A 15847-nucleotide genomic window follows, 5' to 3' on the forward strand; every position below is an offset into this window, starting at 1 on the left:
TGCAAACGCATTGTTAATGCAATGCATAAAAGGCAAGGCATAAAAAAACGCCCGCTGTGGCACAGCGGGCGTTTTTATTGGTATCAAGGTTAGCAATTAAACTTGGTCTTCAATGTTTAATCTGGCTTGTTTTTTTTGCGCAACCGCTTGGGCACGATGAATATGGTTCATTACGTGCACTAAGGCGAGGGCGGCAGACTCAACCACGTCGGTAGCCAGACCTATACCGTGGAACTTACGGCCGTTGTACTTGGCGACAATATCGGCTTTACCTAGGGCGTCTTTACCTTCGCCTTTAGACGAAGTTTTGTAATCGTCTATGGTGATGTCATAACCGCTGATACGGTTTAAACATTGGTATACCGCATCGATCGGGCCATTCCCCGTGGCAGCTTCTACTTTTTCTTCTTGTTCGCCAATTTTCAGCTTCACCGTTGCCGTTGCTAATACACCAGAGCCAGATTGCACGCTGAGATAGTCTAAGGTGAAGTGCTCGGATTCTTCATGAATATTGTTGAAAAATACCAAGGCTTCAAGGTCGTAATCAAATACTTGGCCTTTTTTGTCTGCCAGCTTGAGGAAATCAGCGTATAACTCATCTAGGTCGTAGCTGTTTTCATCGTAGCCGAGCTCTTCCATCCGGTGCTTGATCACGTGGCGACCAGATCGAGACGTTAGGTTAAGGTTGTTCTGGGTTAGGCCGATGCTCTCTGGCGTGATGATTTCGTATGTGTTTTTCGCTTTTAACACACCGTCTTGGTGGATACCCGAAGAGTGCGAGAAAGCATTGCCGCCGACGATAGCTTTGTTCGGCTGAATGGGCATGTTACACAACTGACTCACTAATTGGCTGGTGCGGTGAATTTCAGTTGGGCGAATATTAGTATGCAGCCCGGTAATATCTTTGCGCGTATCCAGGATCATTGCCACTTCTTCTAGTGAACAGTTACCTGCACGCTCACCAATCCCGTTAATGGTACACTCAATTTGGCGTGCACCATGCTGCACCGCGGCAATGGAGTTTGCAACCGATAAGCCAAGGTCGTCGTGGCAATGCACCGAGATAACCGCTTTATCGATATTAGGGACGCGATTAAACAAGGTTGCAATTATGCCGCCAAACTCGCTCGGTAAGGTATAACCAACGGTATCTGGGATATTGACCGTGGTGGCGCCGGCATCAATGGCAGCTTCGACCATACGACACAAGTTATCAATTGGCGTACGACCAGCATCTTCACAAGAAAATTCAACGTCGTCAGTGTATTTTTTGGCGTGTTGGATGGCTTTAACACCCATGGCGAGCACGTCGTCAAAGCCGCGTCTGAGTTTGCTTTCAACGTGAATGGTTGAAGTAGAAATAAAAGTATGAATACGAAAACGTTCTGCCACTTTTAAAGCTTGACCCGCCGCGTCGATGTCTTTTTCCAGCGCGCGCGATAATGCACAAGGGATGCTGGTGGTGAGTTGCTTAGCGATAGTTTGTACGGACTCAAAGTCGCCCGGTGATGAAATAGGAAAACCCAACTCCATCACATCTACGCCTAAACGTTCCAGAGACAGGGCAATCTGTAATTTTTCTTTCACGGTTAAACTTGCGGCTAAAGCTTGTTCTCCGTCACGTAAAGTCGTGTCAAAGATGATCACCTGATCTGTCATGTTACTTCCCTCTGCTTATATCACTTATAAAACAGTGAATTACTGCTTATTATTTGAATGTATTTATCGCTAATTTTTGGTTCTTTGACTAGTATTTTGGTTACTAGCGCTAGACGCGTGTATTGATACTATAGCGATCACGCCTGCAAGTCGCTGCAGCCATGGTTATTTTTGTGAAAATTGTACGCTTTAATACGTGGTTTTTATAGTTGAGTCAAGATTTAAGCCCAGCAAACCCTGACGGTATTTGGTATCTGGCGCAGGCTCACAATTGAGAAAATGACTTAATCGCATGCCCCGTGCTGCGCCAGGTTTTTATATGGATACTGAGAGAACACATGACTGCTGACAATCACTCTGAACTCAAACGTAAACCTGGTCGTCCCGAGGGAGGTTCAGATACCCGTGATGTGCTGCTTAACAGCGCGCGAAACTTGTTTATTGAACGGGGTTATAAAAAGGTCACCACCCGAGCCATTGCTGAGCATGCTGGCACCAATATTGCCATGATCCATTACTACTTTGGCAGTAAAGAGCAGCTTTATATTGCGGTATTAGATGAAACCATCAAATTGATTGATGATCTTATTGTTGAGCATATGAATAACCCGCACGCGGACTCTATGCGTGATATTATTACGCGCCATTATATTGTGATGTCTGAGTTTCCCGAATTTATAAATTTGATGCGCTATTTACAGCAAAACTCGATGGAAACGGGACATGATTTTTACCTAGACACGGTTAAAAATCGACTACTGCCTCATTTTAAAACACTGTTAGATAATATGGTTGAGAAAGGCTACATCTCTCAGCAAACTGACACTAATAAGCTGTGTTTGATTATATTAAGTGTATTTTCTCAGCCATTTTCGGTGCAGCCTTTATTTGGTGGAGAGATTGGCATGGAAAACAGCTTGCAGTATTACACTGGACTGGGAGAATTTGTCGCCGACTTTGTTGAGAAAGCAATCGCCCCCGATGAAGCCTAAAACCCGCTAACTGCACTCTTTCAGCCCGCTTTATGACTAACAACGCGGGCTTCTCCTGTATCGTAATTTCTGCCATTTCAGGCACCGAATGGATTGCGAGAGCCAGCTTGTTGCGAAGACTTAGTAACCGCGAATTGCTTCGTGCTTACTGATGGGTTGGCGCTTATGTCTGCGTCGTCTCTCCTCTTAACTCCTTTTGGCTGACTTTATCTTTATTTTGGGCCTTATGTCGGCTCATTACTTAATTAGTCTTTTGTCACTTTACTGCCTCCAAAGCGTCACTTCATTGTCACTTGGCCTGTTTACTCTTTTGCTGGTATGGCAAAGGAGCAGCAGATGAAACTGAATATGATTAGTGAGTTTGACTATGCGTTATCAACGGCTTGCCTTGGACACAAGTTTAACCGCCAAGTGGCAGCCCAATGCAAGTGGGTGTCGCGCAGCGGCGATGGCCATGGCTACTTTTTGCTCGGCATTTTACTGCTGTGTTTTGAGCACCAGCAAGGAGGTGAGTTTTTTGCTACTTGCTTGTTGGCGTTTGCCATTGAGTTGCCGGTTTATATTACGTTAAAGCAGGCGTTTAAACGTAATCGGCCAACTAATTTACCTTGCTTTATTGAACCGTCAGACCGTTACAGTTTGCCATCTGGGCATGCTGCTGCGGCATTTTTAATGGCAAGCCAAATCAGCGTGTTTTACCCCTCGTTCACGATCGTGGCTTTTATTTGGGCAACCTTGGTGGCGTTATCTAGGGTATTGCTTGGCGTGCACTTTATCAGCGATATCATCGCTGGGGCATTGCTAGGAATGAGCGCGGCTTACTTTACGTTATCTTTGGTTGGAGTGTAATACATGCGCGTTTTGTATGGCGTTCAAGGAACCGGTAATGGCCACATTACACGGGCGAGAAAAATGTCGCGTGCCCTAGCGGACGCTGGCATTGAAGTGGACTACCTTTTTTCTGGGCGCGAGCCTGATGGTTATTTTGACATGGCACCATTTGGTGATTATCGCACCCGTAAAGGTCTGACATTTAGTTCAGGTCATGGTGAAATCAGTCATATTCGCACCTTGCTGAATGCCAACCCTTGGCAGTTTTTGAAAGACGTACGCCAACTTGACGTCAGTCAATATGACCTGGTACTGAATGATTTCGAACCTGTTTCAGCTTGGGCCGCCAAGCGGGCCAAAAAAACCTGTATCGGTATTTCTCACCAAAACGCGTTTCGCTACGACATTCCTAAAGTCGGCAATACAATGGTTAATCAGCTTTTAATGAAGTATTTTGCGCCGACTAAAACGGCCATTGGCGTACATTGGTATCATTTTGGGCACGCGATTTTGCCGCCCATCGTTGAAATGCTCGATAGCGATGAAACGGTTGAAAACAAAATATTAGTGTACTTACCGTTTGAGTCTTTATCTGATGTAGTCGACTTATTACGTCGTTTTAGTAGCCATAGCTTTCATTGTTATCACCCTGATGCAACCGATGTGGATATAGAGAACGTCAAGGTACGCGCATTAAGCCGTACTGGCTTTCAACACGACTTACATGACTGTGCCGGCGTGATCGCCAATGGCGGTTTTGAGTTACCTTCTGAAGCCATGCAAATGGGTAAGAAAATGCTGCTTAAACCCCTTGCGGGTCAGTTTGAGCAGCTCAGTAATGTGGCGACACTGGAAATGATGGGGCTGGCGACTAAACTGGAAAAGTTAGACGCCGCAGAGGTGGCCAAATGGTTGCCGACAGACAGCTTTGGTAAGGTGCGTTTGCCCGATGTTGCCCAGGCCTTAGCGCAGTGGATAAAGCAAGGGCAGTGGGATGATTACCAAGGCCTAAAAGAGCAGTTGTGGCAGCAAGTTGTCTTTCCTGAAAATGTATTAGATCAGCTGCCCGAGTCACAGTTGTTGCGCTCGGGATCGCTGGCATGGGATATCGCTTTACGCAGTTAGCCCCTTGGTATTGAGAGGGGACATTTATCAACCGCATTGGCTGGCAATCTAATTGGCCTGTGCCATGCTTAATAATGAGACAGGTAAAGGAGCACAAGATGCGTTTTAGTAATGAAAATGGCGAAGAAATAAACTTAGCCGACAACTTAACTCTCAAAGAGCTGATCGATATGGGCGTAAGCGTATCAGTGTCTGAAGACTTAGACCCTAATAACGCGATTTGGTTGGCCGAGCCGGAAAATAATGAGCATTAATTGGCTCACTGCTTAATGTGAAAGGGCGTCTGCGGACGCCCTTTTTACTTTCTCATATTCACTATGTTGCAGGTGCTTTTCTTGTGTAATTGTCTGCTCGCTTAAATAAACCAAGCATTTCTTCGCACCGCTGAAAAAATCAATAGACGAATAAAGTGAAAAATTATTACACTTGTTAATCTATCTCGGCACACTTTGTTTGCCATAATATCCTTATTAATGAAACCGTAACTCAACGGGAGAGTGTCAATGGAAATGTTATCCGGCGCTGAAATGGTGATCCGTTCACTGGAAGACGAAGGCGTAAAACACATTTTTGGTTACCCTGGTGGGTCCGTTCTTGATATTTATGATGCCTTATTTAACAGTGACGATATCGAGCACTTTTTAGTTCGCCATGAACAAGCAGCCGTGCATATGGCTGACGGTTATACTCGTGCCACTGGAAAGGTGGGGTGTGTATTAGTGACTTCAGGCCCTGGGGCAACAAACTGTATTACCGGCATTGCCACCGCTTATATGGACTCAATTCCTATGGTGGTGTTATCAGGCCAGGTGCCAACCAATTTTATTGGTGATGATGCTTTCCAAGAAACCGACATGCTGGGCGTTTCAAGACCGGTCGTTAAACACAGCTTCTTGTGTAAGACTGCCACCGATATTCCTATGGCGATTAAAAAAGCGTTTTACCTTGCGTCTACCGGCCGGCCGGGGCCAGTGGTTGTGGATTTGCCAAAAGACGTGCAAAACCCAAAGCTTAAGTTTCCATACGAATATCCTGCTGAAGTGCACATGCGCTCATATAACCCAACCTTAAGTGGCCACAAGGGCCAAATTAAGCGGGCGGTGAATGCTTTAATGGCTGCTAAGCGTCCAGTACTTTATGTTGGCGGCGGCGCTATCAATGCAGAGGCATCGGGCGATGTCATTCAATTAGCCGAGCAGTGTAATTTACCCGTGGCCAGCACCTTAATGGGGTTAGGCGCGTTTCCAGGCACGCACCAGCAGTCGCTTGGCATGCTTGGCATGCATGGCACATACGAAGCCAATATGTCGATGCATAACGCCGATCTGATTTTTGCCGTTGGCGCGCGCTTTGACGACAGGGTGACTAACGCGGTTAACAAGTTCTGCCCAAATGCGACCATTATGCACATCGATATTGATCCGACTTCGATATCTAAAATCATTAATGCCGATATTCCAATTGTGGGTTCGGTTGAAGTGGTACTGCGACAAATTCAGCAGGCGATTGCCGACACCAATGCGTTGAGTAAGCAAGCGGATTTATCCGAGTGGTGGCAAATGATCAATGGCTGGCGTGAAAAAGAGTGTTTGGTGTATGCCAAGTCTGACTCAGTGATTAAGCCACAGCAAGTGATTGAAGCGCTTTATAAAGTGACCAAAGGGCAAGCTATCGTTACCTCTGATGTTGGCCAGCATCAAATGTTTGGCGCCTTGTATTACCCATTTGATAAACCGCGTCAATGGATCAACTCTGGCGGTCTGGGCACTATGGGCTTTGGTTTTCCAGCTGCAATGGGCTGTAAGGTGGCCTTGCCAGATGCGGAAGTAGCTTGTATCACTGGGGATGGCTCCATTCAAATGAATATTCAAGAGCTGTCTACTTGTATGCAATATAACTTGCCAGTGAAAATTGTATCCCTCAATAACCGCTCTTTAGGGATGGTGAAGCAGTGGCAAAAAATGTTCTACGAAGGGCGTCAATCTCATTCATACATGGACTCGGTGCCGGATTTTGTCAAGCTGGCGGAAGCTTATAACCATGTTGGCATTCGTGTGGATAAACCAGAAGACCTAGAGCCGGCGTTAGAAAAAGCCTTTGCGATGAAAGACAGGCTGGTATTTTTAGACATAGCGGTAGACCCAGAAGAGCACGTCTACCCCATGCAGATAAAATTTGAGAGCATGAAAGACATGTGGTTAAGCAAAACGGAGAGAACTTAATGCGCAGCATCTTATCGATATTAATTGAGAACGAAGCCGGCGCTTTGTCTCGCGTGGTGGGATTATTTTCTCAACGTGGTTACAACATTGAGTCACTGACTGTGGCGGTTACTGATGATCCTACTTTGTCACGCATGACCATTACCACCAATGCGGATGAGCGTAAAATAGAGCAAATTGTTAAGCAATTACATAAGTTGGTCGACGTATTAAAGGTATCGGAGCTGACTGATGGCGCTCATGTTGAGCGCGAGTTAATGCTGGTCAAAGTGAAAGCTTCAGGCAGTAAACGCGATGAAGTGAAACGCAATGCCGATATTTTCCGAGGTCAAATTGTAGATGTGACGCAAAGCTTGTACACGGTGCAACTCAGCGGCACGACCGAAAAGCTCGATGCTTTTATTGCTGCTTTAGGTGAAGCCACTGAAATTGTTGAAGTGGTTCGCTCTGGCGTTTGTGGCATTGCGCGTGGTGAAAGAGCGCTGCGTCCTTAGTTACACACCTTCTTATCCTAAAGTGTATAACTCAACCTTAACCTATCAGGTTAAGGTTGAGCCTGTTCTGGCAGACTAAAGCGACTGAGGTAGCCGCGATTTCTGCTGATATCAGTTAAAAGATTGCTTTCGGTAAGTAGGTGATATTCAGTGAATAAGACTCCCCTTCAATACGAGCTTTAGACTTAAACTCTGTCGCCGCGTTGGCGGTAATATTCCAATTTCCATTTACCCAATAGCCAACTGAGACTCCCACTCCGTGAACTTGAGACTTGGCGCCAATAGAGGTATTCAACGCTTCGTTTATTTTGTCATGGCGGTCGGTAATGTCATCACTCTCAACTTGCCATTGACTGTAGCCTCGGATCCCGACCTCGAGCTGTTGCGTTAAGTATTGGCTGTAGCCGTATTCAAGGCTGATGTGATCGCCTGGCGTGACTTTGGTCGAGTCTGACTCGGTATGAGCCTCATAGGTGACCGCCAGCATAAGTGCGCCTGCGCCCTCCATCAGGTAATAATACCCCGCGGTTTGCAGCTGTAAGGTCCAAAGATCCAGGGTGACGTCGCTATTGCCTGTTGGCGCATACACGCCTAAACCAAAGTTAATGTCATACTGGGGGGCTTGCCAGCCCAACCACAGCGGTTGAACAAACAAATCGCCAACGCCGGAAGCGTCTCCGCCGCTTGCCTCTGTATCTACCAATAAGGGGTTAACCGTAAAGGCATAACGTGCACCTAGAAGCTGTTGTTCTGTCACCCAAATAAAAGTAGGAGCAATCGCGAGCACATTATAATGCCCCTCACTTGTTAACGTGTTGCCAGAGCTGTCTGTTAGCTTGCTGGCGCTGTAATAAATATTATATTGCTCATAGATAAAGCCGGCTTCTCGCGGCACCGTCAGGTCTCGAATATTACTGATGCCGGCGGAATAGTGGCCAGAGCCAAATAAACCGTCCGCGTGAGATAATGGCGACATAATGAGCCCGGCAAACACCAGAGCACGCGTTATCGGTGAGTTTTTCTTCATTGTTGTAAATCCCTTCGTTAAATCCGTTATGGTTGGCGTAATGCCTCACAAAAATGCTGGCGTGGCAGACTCCGAATTTGCACTCGTGCCACCAAGATAAAACGCTATTATTTTTTATATTAATAACAGTAGCTTGATAAGTATGGGAGATAAAGTATAAAAATCAGTTAGCAAGGGTGTGCTAACGATAGAGACAAAACTTGAGTTAGCACAATGGCATCCATGCGCTGGTAGATATAAAAATGTGGTCAATATTACCTGTTAACTTGGTGAATTTGACCATGAAATTAGAGTGTTCCTCAAGTTGAACCGATTTTATCTATTAATTTCAATGGTTTGCTGGTTTTGGTTTTCTGGCACGGTTTTTGTTATGTATTGAGTATTCCATCGTCTGAATACGGCCTTTGAGCGCTGTGTTATCAGGAAATTAAACTGCCGAGGAGGGCATATGTTTGAACTATTATTTTTTGCATTCATTATTGTGGCAATTGCGATGACGGGGTTTACCTTGGTGGGAACCTTGCTGGTGCTTGCCGCCGCTTTAGTCTTAACCATTGTTTTTGGCGCCGTTGGTATTTTAGTGCAATGGGCGCCTTGGTTGATTGCTGCCGGTGTGCTTTATTGGCTGCTTTCCAATAAGCGCACTGAAAACAGTTAGCGTTTGCACTTGATGAGCCTTTCAATTAAATTGGGGTCACATTTATGATCAAGGATGGATCCCATGAAAACATTTATCTCATTCATTTTACTTGCTTTTAGCACATTGACTCAGGCCGTAGCGGCTGACTTTATGGTTTCAGGCGCTTACGCCAGAGAAACGCCACCAAATGTGCCTAACAGTGCTGCTTTTTTACAATTAATGAACCACACTGATAAAGCCGTGCGCTTAGTTGGAGTGAAGAGTGATATTGCTGACAAGGTAGAACTGCACAATCACACCATGGTAGATGGCATGATGAAAATGCGTCAAGTTGACGCCATAGAAGTGGCCGCGATGGCTACCGTTGAACTAAAACCGGGCGGCTTCCACATCATGATGATGGGGTTAAAGCAACCGCTTAAAACAGGTCAATCGGTTGATTTTATTTTAGTATTTGAAGATGGCACAGAGCTTTCATTCGCTGCGCCAGTACAAAAAGTGGGTGAGCATAAAAAACACGCTCATCACTAATTTTTATAATTGAAGGTTGTTATGGAAAAATTTACAAAAAAGCGTGTCTTTGCGGGCTTATTTCTCCTTTTTTTGCTGAATTACGGCGTGGCTGTGTATTGGAGCATGGAGCCCGATATCATGGACGTGTCGCAGCTGGTGGCATTGTCTCAAGAAGAAGCCAAAGAAGAAGGTAAGACGGCCGTGGTAGGCTATACCACAACAACCACTTTGATTACCGTAGCGGAAACCCTGCTTAACAAGCCTGGTGGTTACTTGGTGAATGACGTCACTCCACCCAGTATTTTTATGGATAATATGCCTAACTGGGAGTTAGGGGTGCTGGAGCAAGTCCGTGATTTATCTTTGATCATGCGTAAAGACTTTAGTCGCTCGCAAAGTCAGAGTATCGAAGACAAAGACCTGGTCAAAGCGCAGCCTAAGTTTAATATCGACAGTCAAAGCTGGAATTTACCGAGCGCAGAAAAAGAGTATGGCGAAGCCATCGCTGCGCTACGCAGCTACCGGACACGTTTGGCCGATCCTGCGCAAACAGATGCCCAGTTTTATGCTCGCGCAGATAACCTCGTCAGTTGGCTGAAAGAAGTGCAAAACCGTTTAGGCAGTTTATCTCAAGGCCTAAGTTCAAGCGTGGGTCGCCACAGTTTGAACGTTGGTTTAGCCGGTGAAACGGGCGCTGAGCAATCGACTTATGCGCCAGAAGAAAAACTCATTAAAACGCCGTGGTTAAAAATTGACGACGTGTTTTATCGTTCGCGCGGCGCAACGTGGGCTTTATTGCATTTTATGAAGGCCGTTGAAGTAGACTTTAAAGGTGTACTTGAGAAGAAAAATGCCACCGTGAGCTTGCGTCAAATTATTCGCGAGCTTGAGGAAACTCAACAGACAGTATGGAGCCCTATGATTCTAAACGGCAGTGGCTTTGGGGTCATGGCAAACCATTCGTTAGTAATGGCAAATTATATTTCGCGCTCTAACGCGGCGGTACAAGATTTGATAGAATTATTAGGCAAAGGTTAAGCTTTACTCGGTTAATTCCAATTAACTGAACCTTAGCTGAACAAAGTGGTAATCTGGCGTTCGCTGAGATTGCCACTTTTTTTTTAATAGTTACAATGCCTGTAACTATTTAGGAGACAAATAATGAAAAAACTTCTTGCGCTGACCTTACTATCTGCTTCAATTTCTGCACCGGCAATGGCCGATGATTGGGGCATTTTTGTAGGTGCTGATTTTATGAAACCTAGCACCAGCGGTGAGTTTGAAGGACAAGATGTTAATTTAAAGGATGATTATCGCGGCAGTGGTTACATTGCAGTTGAACACAGCATTATTTTACTGCCAAATGCTAAGTTGGCTTACAGTAACTTAGATACAAAAGGCAAAGGGGACAACCAAGGCTTCAATACAGATTTGAGCAGCCTTGATGCTATTTTATATTACCAAATACTGGACAATGGTCTCACAGAGCTGGATTTAGGTTTGAACTTTCGTTACCTAGATGGCAAGGCCGCAACGGGTGAAAGCGTTAGTTCTGTGGTTCCTCAGTTATACGGCGCGGCCAAGATTGGCATTCCTAGCACTAACTTTAAAGCGTTTGCTGAGCTAACCGCGGGTTCATTCACCGATGATGACACTATTAATGCCCTAGCGGGCGTAAGCTATACCTTTAACCCACAAGGGGTAGCAAAATTTAGTTTACGCGGTGGTTACCGTTACCAAGAAATTAAACTGAAAGACGACACTAAGTTCAACAGTGAATTTGACGGCTTCTTCCTAGGGGCAGAGGTAAACTTCTAAAGCTTAGCTGCAAGTCATTGACCACAAAAAAGAAGCGCACGTCGCTTCTTTTTTATTTGATTCAGACTTAAACGGAGATTTAGCAGCCTTTGTGGGCATATCTAACCCGTTTCTTATTCCATTTTCTTATAAAAAATCCATATTTATTCTTTGTTGTTATCCATAGCCGGCAGTAAACTGTGCTCAATTATTTTGGGATAGTGGAAATCAATGCCATGCTGTTAAAGGAACTCTCTTCGTTAACCAGCCCTTTGTCTGATATGCAATTATCTAAATTGCAGCAGGCAGTCGCTGAGTTAAATCCAAACCAGCTTGCCTGGGTCAGTGGATATTTATCTGGTATTAGTCAAGGTGGCGCGGTTGCGACTACTGGCGCGGTTGCTACAGCAGCTGCAGCGGCTCCTGCCGGTAAGTTAACCGTTTTATTCGGTTCTCAAACCGGTAACTCTAAAGGGGTTGCTGAAGAATTGGCAGCTGAGGCCAAATCGAAAGGCTTGCCTGTTCAGCTTAAATCAATGGCGGACTACAAGGCGAAAGACCTTAAATCTGAAACGCACATGATTATAGTTGTCAGCACTAACGGTGAAGGTGAAGCGCCGGATGATGCTGCAGAGCTGCATGAGTTACTTGCGTCTAAGAAAGCACCTAAGCTACCAAACCTCAATTATGCAGTACTGGCATTGGGCGACTCAAGCTACGAATTCTTCTGTCAAACCGGTAAAGACTTTGATGAGCGTTTAGCGGCATGTGGCGCGAAAGGCTTCTTAGATCGTATCGATTGTGATGTTGATTATGAAGGTCCTGCGAAAGAGTGGGGCAGCAAAGCGCTGGTTATCGTTGAAGAAACCCTTGAAGTAGGTGGCGGTGACGCACAAGTTGTACAGCTACCTGTTGGCGGTCAAGAGTTAGCGGCGAGTCAATACGACAAGAAAAATCCATATACCGCAACGTTAGCGACCAACCAAAAAATCACAGGGCGCAACTCAAACAAAGACGTACGTCATTTTGAGATTTCTCTGGAAGAGTCTGGTATTCAATACCGAGCCGGTGATGCATTAGGCGTGTGGTTTGAAAATGACCCGAAATTGGTTGCGAAAGTTGTTAAGCAAGTTGGCCTAAAAGGCGATGAAGAAGTTGAAGTGGATGGTAACAAGGTTACGCTAACTGAGGCTTTGGTGGCGAACTTTGAGTTAACGCAGTCTTACCCTGGTTTTGTTGAAAAATATGCCGAGCTTTCGGGCAGTAAGAAACTGGCTAAAATCGCAGCAGATAAAGCGCAAGCCCGTGAATATGCGAACAATCACCAAATTCTGGATATCTTAGCGGCCAAGAAAGGCGTGAAATTATCGGCTGAAGAGCTAGTGGGAATGCTACGTCGCATTACGCCACGTTTATACTCGATTGCTTCTAGCCAAGCAGAAGTGGATGAAGAAGTGCATTTAACCGTTGGCATGGTCGAATTTGATAACGCCAAAGGTGAAGCGCGCAGCGGCGGTGCAACGGGCTTCTTAAAGCGTCTTGAAGAAGGCGGAGAAGTGAAAGTATTTGTTGAGCACAACGACAACTTCCGCTTACCTGCTGATACTAACACCCCTGTTATCATGGTTGGTCCAGGTACAGGTGTTGCCCCTTTCCGTGCCTTTATGCAAGAGCGTGAAGCGCAAGATGCCGACGGTAAAAACTGGATGTTCTTTGGTGATCAAACCTTTACCGAAGACTTCTTATACCAAGTTGAGTGGCGCAGTTACTTGAGCTCTGGCCTACTGACTAAGATGGACGTTGCCTTTTCTCGAGATCAAGAAGAAAAAGTATACGTGCAGCACCGTTTACTGGAAAACGCGGCTGAAGTTTACCAGTGGTTAGAAGAAGGCGCCCACTTCTACATTTGTGGTGACGCTAACCGGATGGCAAAAGATGTCAACGACGCCTTGGTACAAATTGTCCAAGAGCAAGGCAGCAAGAGCCAAGAACAAGCAGAAGAATACGTCAGTGAATTACGTCGTGCTAAGCGTTACCAAAGGGATGTTTACTAATGAGTTACGAGCCTAAACCAAGTCCAGATAATAGCCTAGACGGCCGCGCATTATCAGATAACGAAAGAATTAAAACCGAGAGTGACTTTTTACGAGGCACTATCGCTGAAGCATTAGATGATCAAGTTTATGGTGGCTTTAGCCCTGACGACATTCAGTTGATCAAATTCCACGGTTTATACCAACAAGATGACCGTGATATTCGTGGCGAACGTAAAAAGCAAAAATTAGATCCTCGTCATAGCTTCCTATTACGCGCACGTATGCCTGGTGGTGTGTGTACACCTCAGCAGTGGCTGCAAATAGACAAGTATGCGCAAGAGCGCACCATGGTGGGCAGTATTCGTCTTACAACTCGTCAGACGTTTCAGTATCACGGTATTTTGAAGCGTAATTTACGTCCTATCTTCCAAGGTCTAGATGAAGTTGGCATCGACTCTATCTTTACTGCGGGTGACGTGAACCGTAATACCCTGTGTACGTCTAACCCAGTTGAGTCAAAGTTCCATGCTGAAATGTATGAACTATCAAAGCAAACCAGTGAGCATTTCTTACCTAATACCAAAGGGTTTGCAGATCTTTGGTTAAATGGCGAAAAAGTGGCGAGCAATGAAAAACAAAGCGAGCCTTTATACTCAAACGTGTATTTGCCGCGTAAGTTCAAAATTGCGTTTGTGATGCCACCGCAAAACGACATAGATGTTCACGCTAACGACATCAGTTTTGTAGCCATAGTGAAAGACGATGAACTGATTGGTTACAACGTATTAGTGGGTGCAGGCCTTGGTCATACGCACGGTGATAAACGCACACACCCTCGTAAAGCGGATGACTTTGGCTTTATCGCTAAAAAAGACGTCATTGCGATTTCTGAAGCCATTGTTACCGTTCAACGTGATTGGGGTAACCGTTGCGACCGTCATCTGTCTAAAACTAAGTACACCTTAGAGCGGGTTGGCGTTGAAGCATTTAAAGCCGAAGTGGAAGGTCGTTCTGGCATTAAGTTTAAAGCCAGTAAGGACTACAAATTTGAATACCGCGGCGACCGCATTGGTTGGATTAAAGGTATCGATAACAAGTGGCATTTAACCTTGTTTATCGAAAATGGTCGTATTTTAGATTTCCCTGGCAAACCGTTGAAAACCGGCATGCGTGAGATAGCTAAAATTCACAAAGGCGATTTCCGTTTAACCGCAAACCAGAATTTAATCATTGCGGGTGTTGCGGATAAAGATAAGAAGAAAATTGAAAAACTGGCCGTTGAATATGGGCTAAAAACCGCAGATTTGAGTGCGCAGCGTGAAAACTCAATGGCGTGTGTATCCTTCCCAACATGCCCACTGGCAATGGCTGAAGCTGAGCGTTACTTGCCAGGTCTTGTGACCAAAGTGGAAGATATGCTGGAAGAGTACGGCGTAGCAGACGAGCATCTAGTACTGCGTGTGACAGGTTGTCCTAACGGTTGTGGTCGCGCTGCACTGGCTGAGTTTGGTTTAGTCGGTAAAGGCCCTGGTAAATATAACATCTTGCTAGGCGGTAACCGTGAAGGTACGCGCTTGCCTAAGATGTACATGGAAAATGTCGACGAAGAAGGCATCTTAGCAGAGTTAGACAGCTTGATCGGTCGCTGGGCGACGGAGCGAGAAGCTAATGAAGGCTTTGGTGACTTTACTATCCGCGCCGGCATTGTGGAAGAAGTTGTTATCGCGTCACGGGATTTTTATGCCTAATCTAAATTTAGATGCCTTATTAGCGTTAAATGCAGCACAGCGCGCGATTGAGCTGTCAGTTATTAATGAAGAACTGGAACAAATGAGCCCAGTAGAGCGTATTCAATGGGCGTTTGAAAATTTAGAAGGCGAGTTTGCGTTATCTTCAAGCTTTGGTATTCAATCAGCTGTATCGCTACATATGATGAGCCAATGTAAAGCGGATATTCCAGTAATCCTGACTGACACGGGTTATTTGTTTTCTGAGACTTATCAGTTTATCGATGAGCTTACTGAACGTTTAGGGTTAAACCTTAAAGTATACCGCGCGACTACATCAGCGGCCTGGCAGGAAGCTCGTTATGGTAAGTTGTGGGAACAAGGCGTTGATGGCCTAACCAAGTATAATCAAATCAACAAAGTGGAGCCCATGAAGCGGGCTTTGAAAGAGTTGAAGGTTAAGACTTGGTTTTCTGGTCTGCGCCGTACTCAATCGTCAAGCCGCGGTAACTTGCCCATTTTAAGTATTCAAAATGGCTGCTTTAAGTTTTTGCCAATCATAGATTGGAGTAACAAAGACGTGCACTACTACTTGCAAGAGCATAACTTGCCTTACCATCCTTTATGGGACCAAGGTTATGTCTCAGTGGGGGATGTGCAAACGTCACGCCCACTTGAGCTGGGAGAGTCAGAAGAAGATACGCGCTTCTTTGGCTTAAAGCGTGAATGTGGTCTGCATGAAGAAGATGGTGAACACGATGGCAGCGGTATTTAATTGCCTTTG

At 45.5% G+C, this 15847-nt stretch carries 15 protein-coding genes; 13 read left to right on the plus strand and 2 right to left on the minus strand.

All coding sequences use genetic code 11. The features are described from left to right. Nucleotides 1-96 precede the first annotated feature (96 nt). Complete coding sequence (gene leuA, locus D1Z90_RS10570; RefSeq protein ID WP_119910722.1) at nt 97-1659, minus strand: 2-isopropylmalate synthase; 1563 nt, start codon at nt 1657-1659, stop codon at nt 97-99. A 338-nt stretch (nt 1660-1997) separates the two neighbouring features. On the opposite strand from leuA, the gene D1Z90_RS10575 reads away from it, so the two are divergent. The 6 genes from D1Z90_RS10575 to ilvN all read left to right on the plus strand — a co-directional run bounded on the left by D1Z90_RS10575 (nt 1998) and on the right by ilvN (nt 7323). Beyond that, complete coding sequence (locus D1Z90_RS10575; RefSeq protein WP_119910723.1) at nt 1998-2651, plus strand: TetR/AcrR family transcriptional regulator; 654 nt, start codon at nt 1998-2000, stop codon at nt 2649-2651. Between the two features lie 336 nt (nt 2652-2987). After that, nucleotides 2988-3500 carry a phosphatase PAP2 family protein gene (locus tag D1Z90_RS10580; protein ID WP_119910724.1) on the plus strand — a complete coding sequence of 171 codons (513 nt, stop codon included), beginning with the start codon at nt 2988-2990 and terminating at the stop codon, nt 3498-3500. Nucleotides 3501-3503: 3 nt separating this feature from the next. Further along, complete coding sequence (locus D1Z90_RS10585; protein ID WP_119910725.1) at nt 3504-4607, plus strand: MJ1255/VC2487 family glycosyltransferase; 1104 nt, start codon at nt 3504-3506, stop codon at nt 4605-4607. Between the two features lie 98 nt (nt 4608-4705). Beyond that, nucleotides 4706-4861, plus strand: a complete 156-nt coding sequence (locus tag D1Z90_RS21515) for a hypothetical protein (protein ID WP_198419130.1) — start codon at nt 4706-4708, stop codon at nt 4859-4861. Nucleotides 4862-5110: 249 nt separating this feature from the next. After that, complete coding sequence (locus D1Z90_RS10590; protein WP_119910726.1) at nt 5111-6829, plus strand: acetolactate synthase 3 large subunit; 1719 nt, start codon at nt 5111-5113, stop codon at nt 6827-6829. Further along, nucleotides 6829-7323 carry an acetolactate synthase small subunit gene (ilvN, locus tag D1Z90_RS10595; RefSeq protein WP_119910727.1) on the plus strand — a complete coding sequence of 165 codons (495 nt, stop codon included), beginning with the start codon at nt 6829-6831 and terminating at the stop codon, nt 7321-7323. Before D1Z90_RS10590 ends, ilvN begins: the two co-directional genes overlap by 1 nt. 115 nt (nt 7324-7438) lie before the next feature. Here the strand turns inward: ilvN and D1Z90_RS10600 are convergent, their stop codons facing one another. Next, nucleotides 7439-8350 (minus strand): SphA family protein, encoded by a 912-nt coding sequence (locus tag D1Z90_RS10600; protein WP_119910728.1) that lies wholly within the window; start codon nt 8348-8350, stop codon nt 7439-7441. A 448-nt stretch (nt 8351-8798) separates the two neighbouring features. On the opposite strand from D1Z90_RS10600, the gene D1Z90_RS10605 reads away from it, so the two are divergent. The 7 genes from D1Z90_RS10605 to D1Z90_RS10635 all read left to right on the plus strand — a co-directional run bounded on the left by D1Z90_RS10605 (nt 8799) and on the right by D1Z90_RS10635 (nt 15838). Beyond that, nucleotides 8799-9008, plus strand: a complete 210-nt coding sequence (locus D1Z90_RS10605; protein WP_119910729.1) for an envelope stress response protein PspG — start codon at nt 8799-8801, stop codon at nt 9006-9008. A 63-nt stretch (nt 9009-9071) separates the two neighbouring features. After that, nucleotides 9072-9521, plus strand: a complete 450-nt coding sequence (locus D1Z90_RS10610; RefSeq protein ID WP_158587104.1) for a copper chaperone PCu(A)C — start codon at nt 9072-9074, stop codon at nt 9519-9521. A gap of 21 nt (nt 9522-9542) precedes the next feature. Next, entirely contained in the window at nt 9543-10541 is a 999-nt protein-coding gene (locus tag D1Z90_RS10615; protein ID WP_119910731.1) for a DUF2333 family protein, read from the plus strand. A gap of 123 nt (nt 10542-10664) precedes the next feature. After that, nucleotides 10665-11321 carry a TIGR04219 family outer membrane beta-barrel protein gene (locus tag D1Z90_RS10620; RefSeq protein ID WP_119910732.1) on the plus strand — a complete coding sequence of 219 codons (657 nt, stop codon included), beginning with the start codon at nt 10665-10667 and terminating at the stop codon, nt 11319-11321. Between the two features lie 215 nt (nt 11322-11536). Continuing rightward, complete coding sequence (locus D1Z90_RS10625; RefSeq protein WP_119910733.1) at nt 11537-13354, plus strand: assimilatory sulfite reductase (NADPH) flavoprotein subunit; 1818 nt, start codon at nt 11537-11539, stop codon at nt 13352-13354. After that, nucleotides 13354-15084, plus strand: coding sequence for an assimilatory sulfite reductase (NADPH) hemoprotein subunit (cysI, locus tag D1Z90_RS10630; protein WP_119910734.1), 1731 nt, complete (start codon nt 13354-13356; stop codon nt 15082-15084). Before D1Z90_RS10625 ends, cysI begins: the two co-directional genes overlap by 1 nt. Continuing rightward, a complete protein-coding gene (locus tag D1Z90_RS10635; RefSeq protein ID WP_119910735.1) occupies nt 15077-15838 on the plus strand; it encodes a phosphoadenylyl-sulfate reductase in 762 nt (253 codons plus the stop codon). The genes cysI and D1Z90_RS10635 overlap by 8 nt, the downstream gene beginning before the upstream one ends. Nucleotides 15839-15847 lie beyond the last annotated feature (9 nt).

Origin of the sequence: Motilimonas pumila, from assembly GCF_003596335.1 — a bacterium.
Lineage (GTDB): Bacteria > Pseudomonadota > Gammaproteobacteria > Enterobacterales > CBDFNC01 > Motilimonas > Motilimonas pumila.

What these genes read in the sequence shown, in the direction of transcription:
- leuA (WP_119910722.1), bottom strand. Translation starts at nt 1,659, where the DNA reads ATGACAGATCAGGTGATCATCTTTGACACGACTTTACGTGACGGAGAA.
- D1Z90_RS10575 (WP_119910723.1), top strand. Translation starts at nt 1,998, where the DNA reads ATGACTGCTGACAATCACTCTGAACTCAAACGTAAACCTGGTCGTCCC.
- D1Z90_RS10580 (WP_119910724.1), top strand. Translation starts at nt 2,988, where the DNA reads ATGAAACTGAATATGATTAGTGAGTTTGACTATGCGTTATCAACGGCT.
- D1Z90_RS10585 (WP_119910725.1), top strand. Translation starts at nt 3,504, where the DNA reads ATGCGCGTTTTGTATGGCGTTCAAGGAACCGGTAATGGCCACATTACA.
- D1Z90_RS21515 (WP_198419130.1), top strand. Translation starts at nt 4,706, where the DNA reads ATGCGTTTTAGTAATGAAAATGGCGAAGAAATAAACTTAGCCGACAAC.
- D1Z90_RS10590 (WP_119910726.1), top strand. Translation starts at nt 5,111, where the DNA reads ATGGAAATGTTATCCGGCGCTGAAATGGTGATCCGTTCACTGGAAGAC.
- ilvN (WP_119910727.1), top strand. Translation starts at nt 6,829, where the DNA reads ATGCGCAGCATCTTATCGATATTAATTGAGAACGAAGCCGGCGCTTTG.
- D1Z90_RS10600 (WP_119910728.1), bottom strand. Translation starts at nt 8,350, where the DNA reads ATGAAGAAAAACTCACCGATAACGCGTGCTCTGGTGTTTGCCGGGCTC.
- D1Z90_RS10605 (WP_119910729.1), top strand. Translation starts at nt 8,799, where the DNA reads ATGTTTGAACTATTATTTTTTGCATTCATTATTGTGGCAATTGCGATG.
- D1Z90_RS10610 (WP_158587104.1), top strand. Translation starts at nt 9,072, where the DNA reads ATGAAAACATTTATCTCATTCATTTTACTTGCTTTTAGCACATTGACT.
- D1Z90_RS10615 (WP_119910731.1), top strand. Translation starts at nt 9,543, where the DNA reads ATGGAAAAATTTACAAAAAAGCGTGTCTTTGCGGGCTTATTTCTCCTT.
- D1Z90_RS10620 (WP_119910732.1), top strand. Translation starts at nt 10,665, where the DNA reads ATGAAAAAACTTCTTGCGCTGACCTTACTATCTGCTTCAATTTCTGCA.
- D1Z90_RS10625 (WP_119910733.1), top strand. Translation starts at nt 11,537, where the DNA reads ATGCTGTTAAAGGAACTCTCTTCGTTAACCAGCCCTTTGTCTGATATG.
- cysI (WP_119910734.1), top strand. Translation starts at nt 13,354, where the DNA reads ATGAGTTACGAGCCTAAACCAAGTCCAGATAATAGCCTAGACGGCCGC.
- D1Z90_RS10635 (WP_119910735.1), top strand. Translation starts at nt 15,077, where the DNA reads ATGCCTAATCTAAATTTAGATGCCTTATTAGCGTTAAATGCAGCACAG.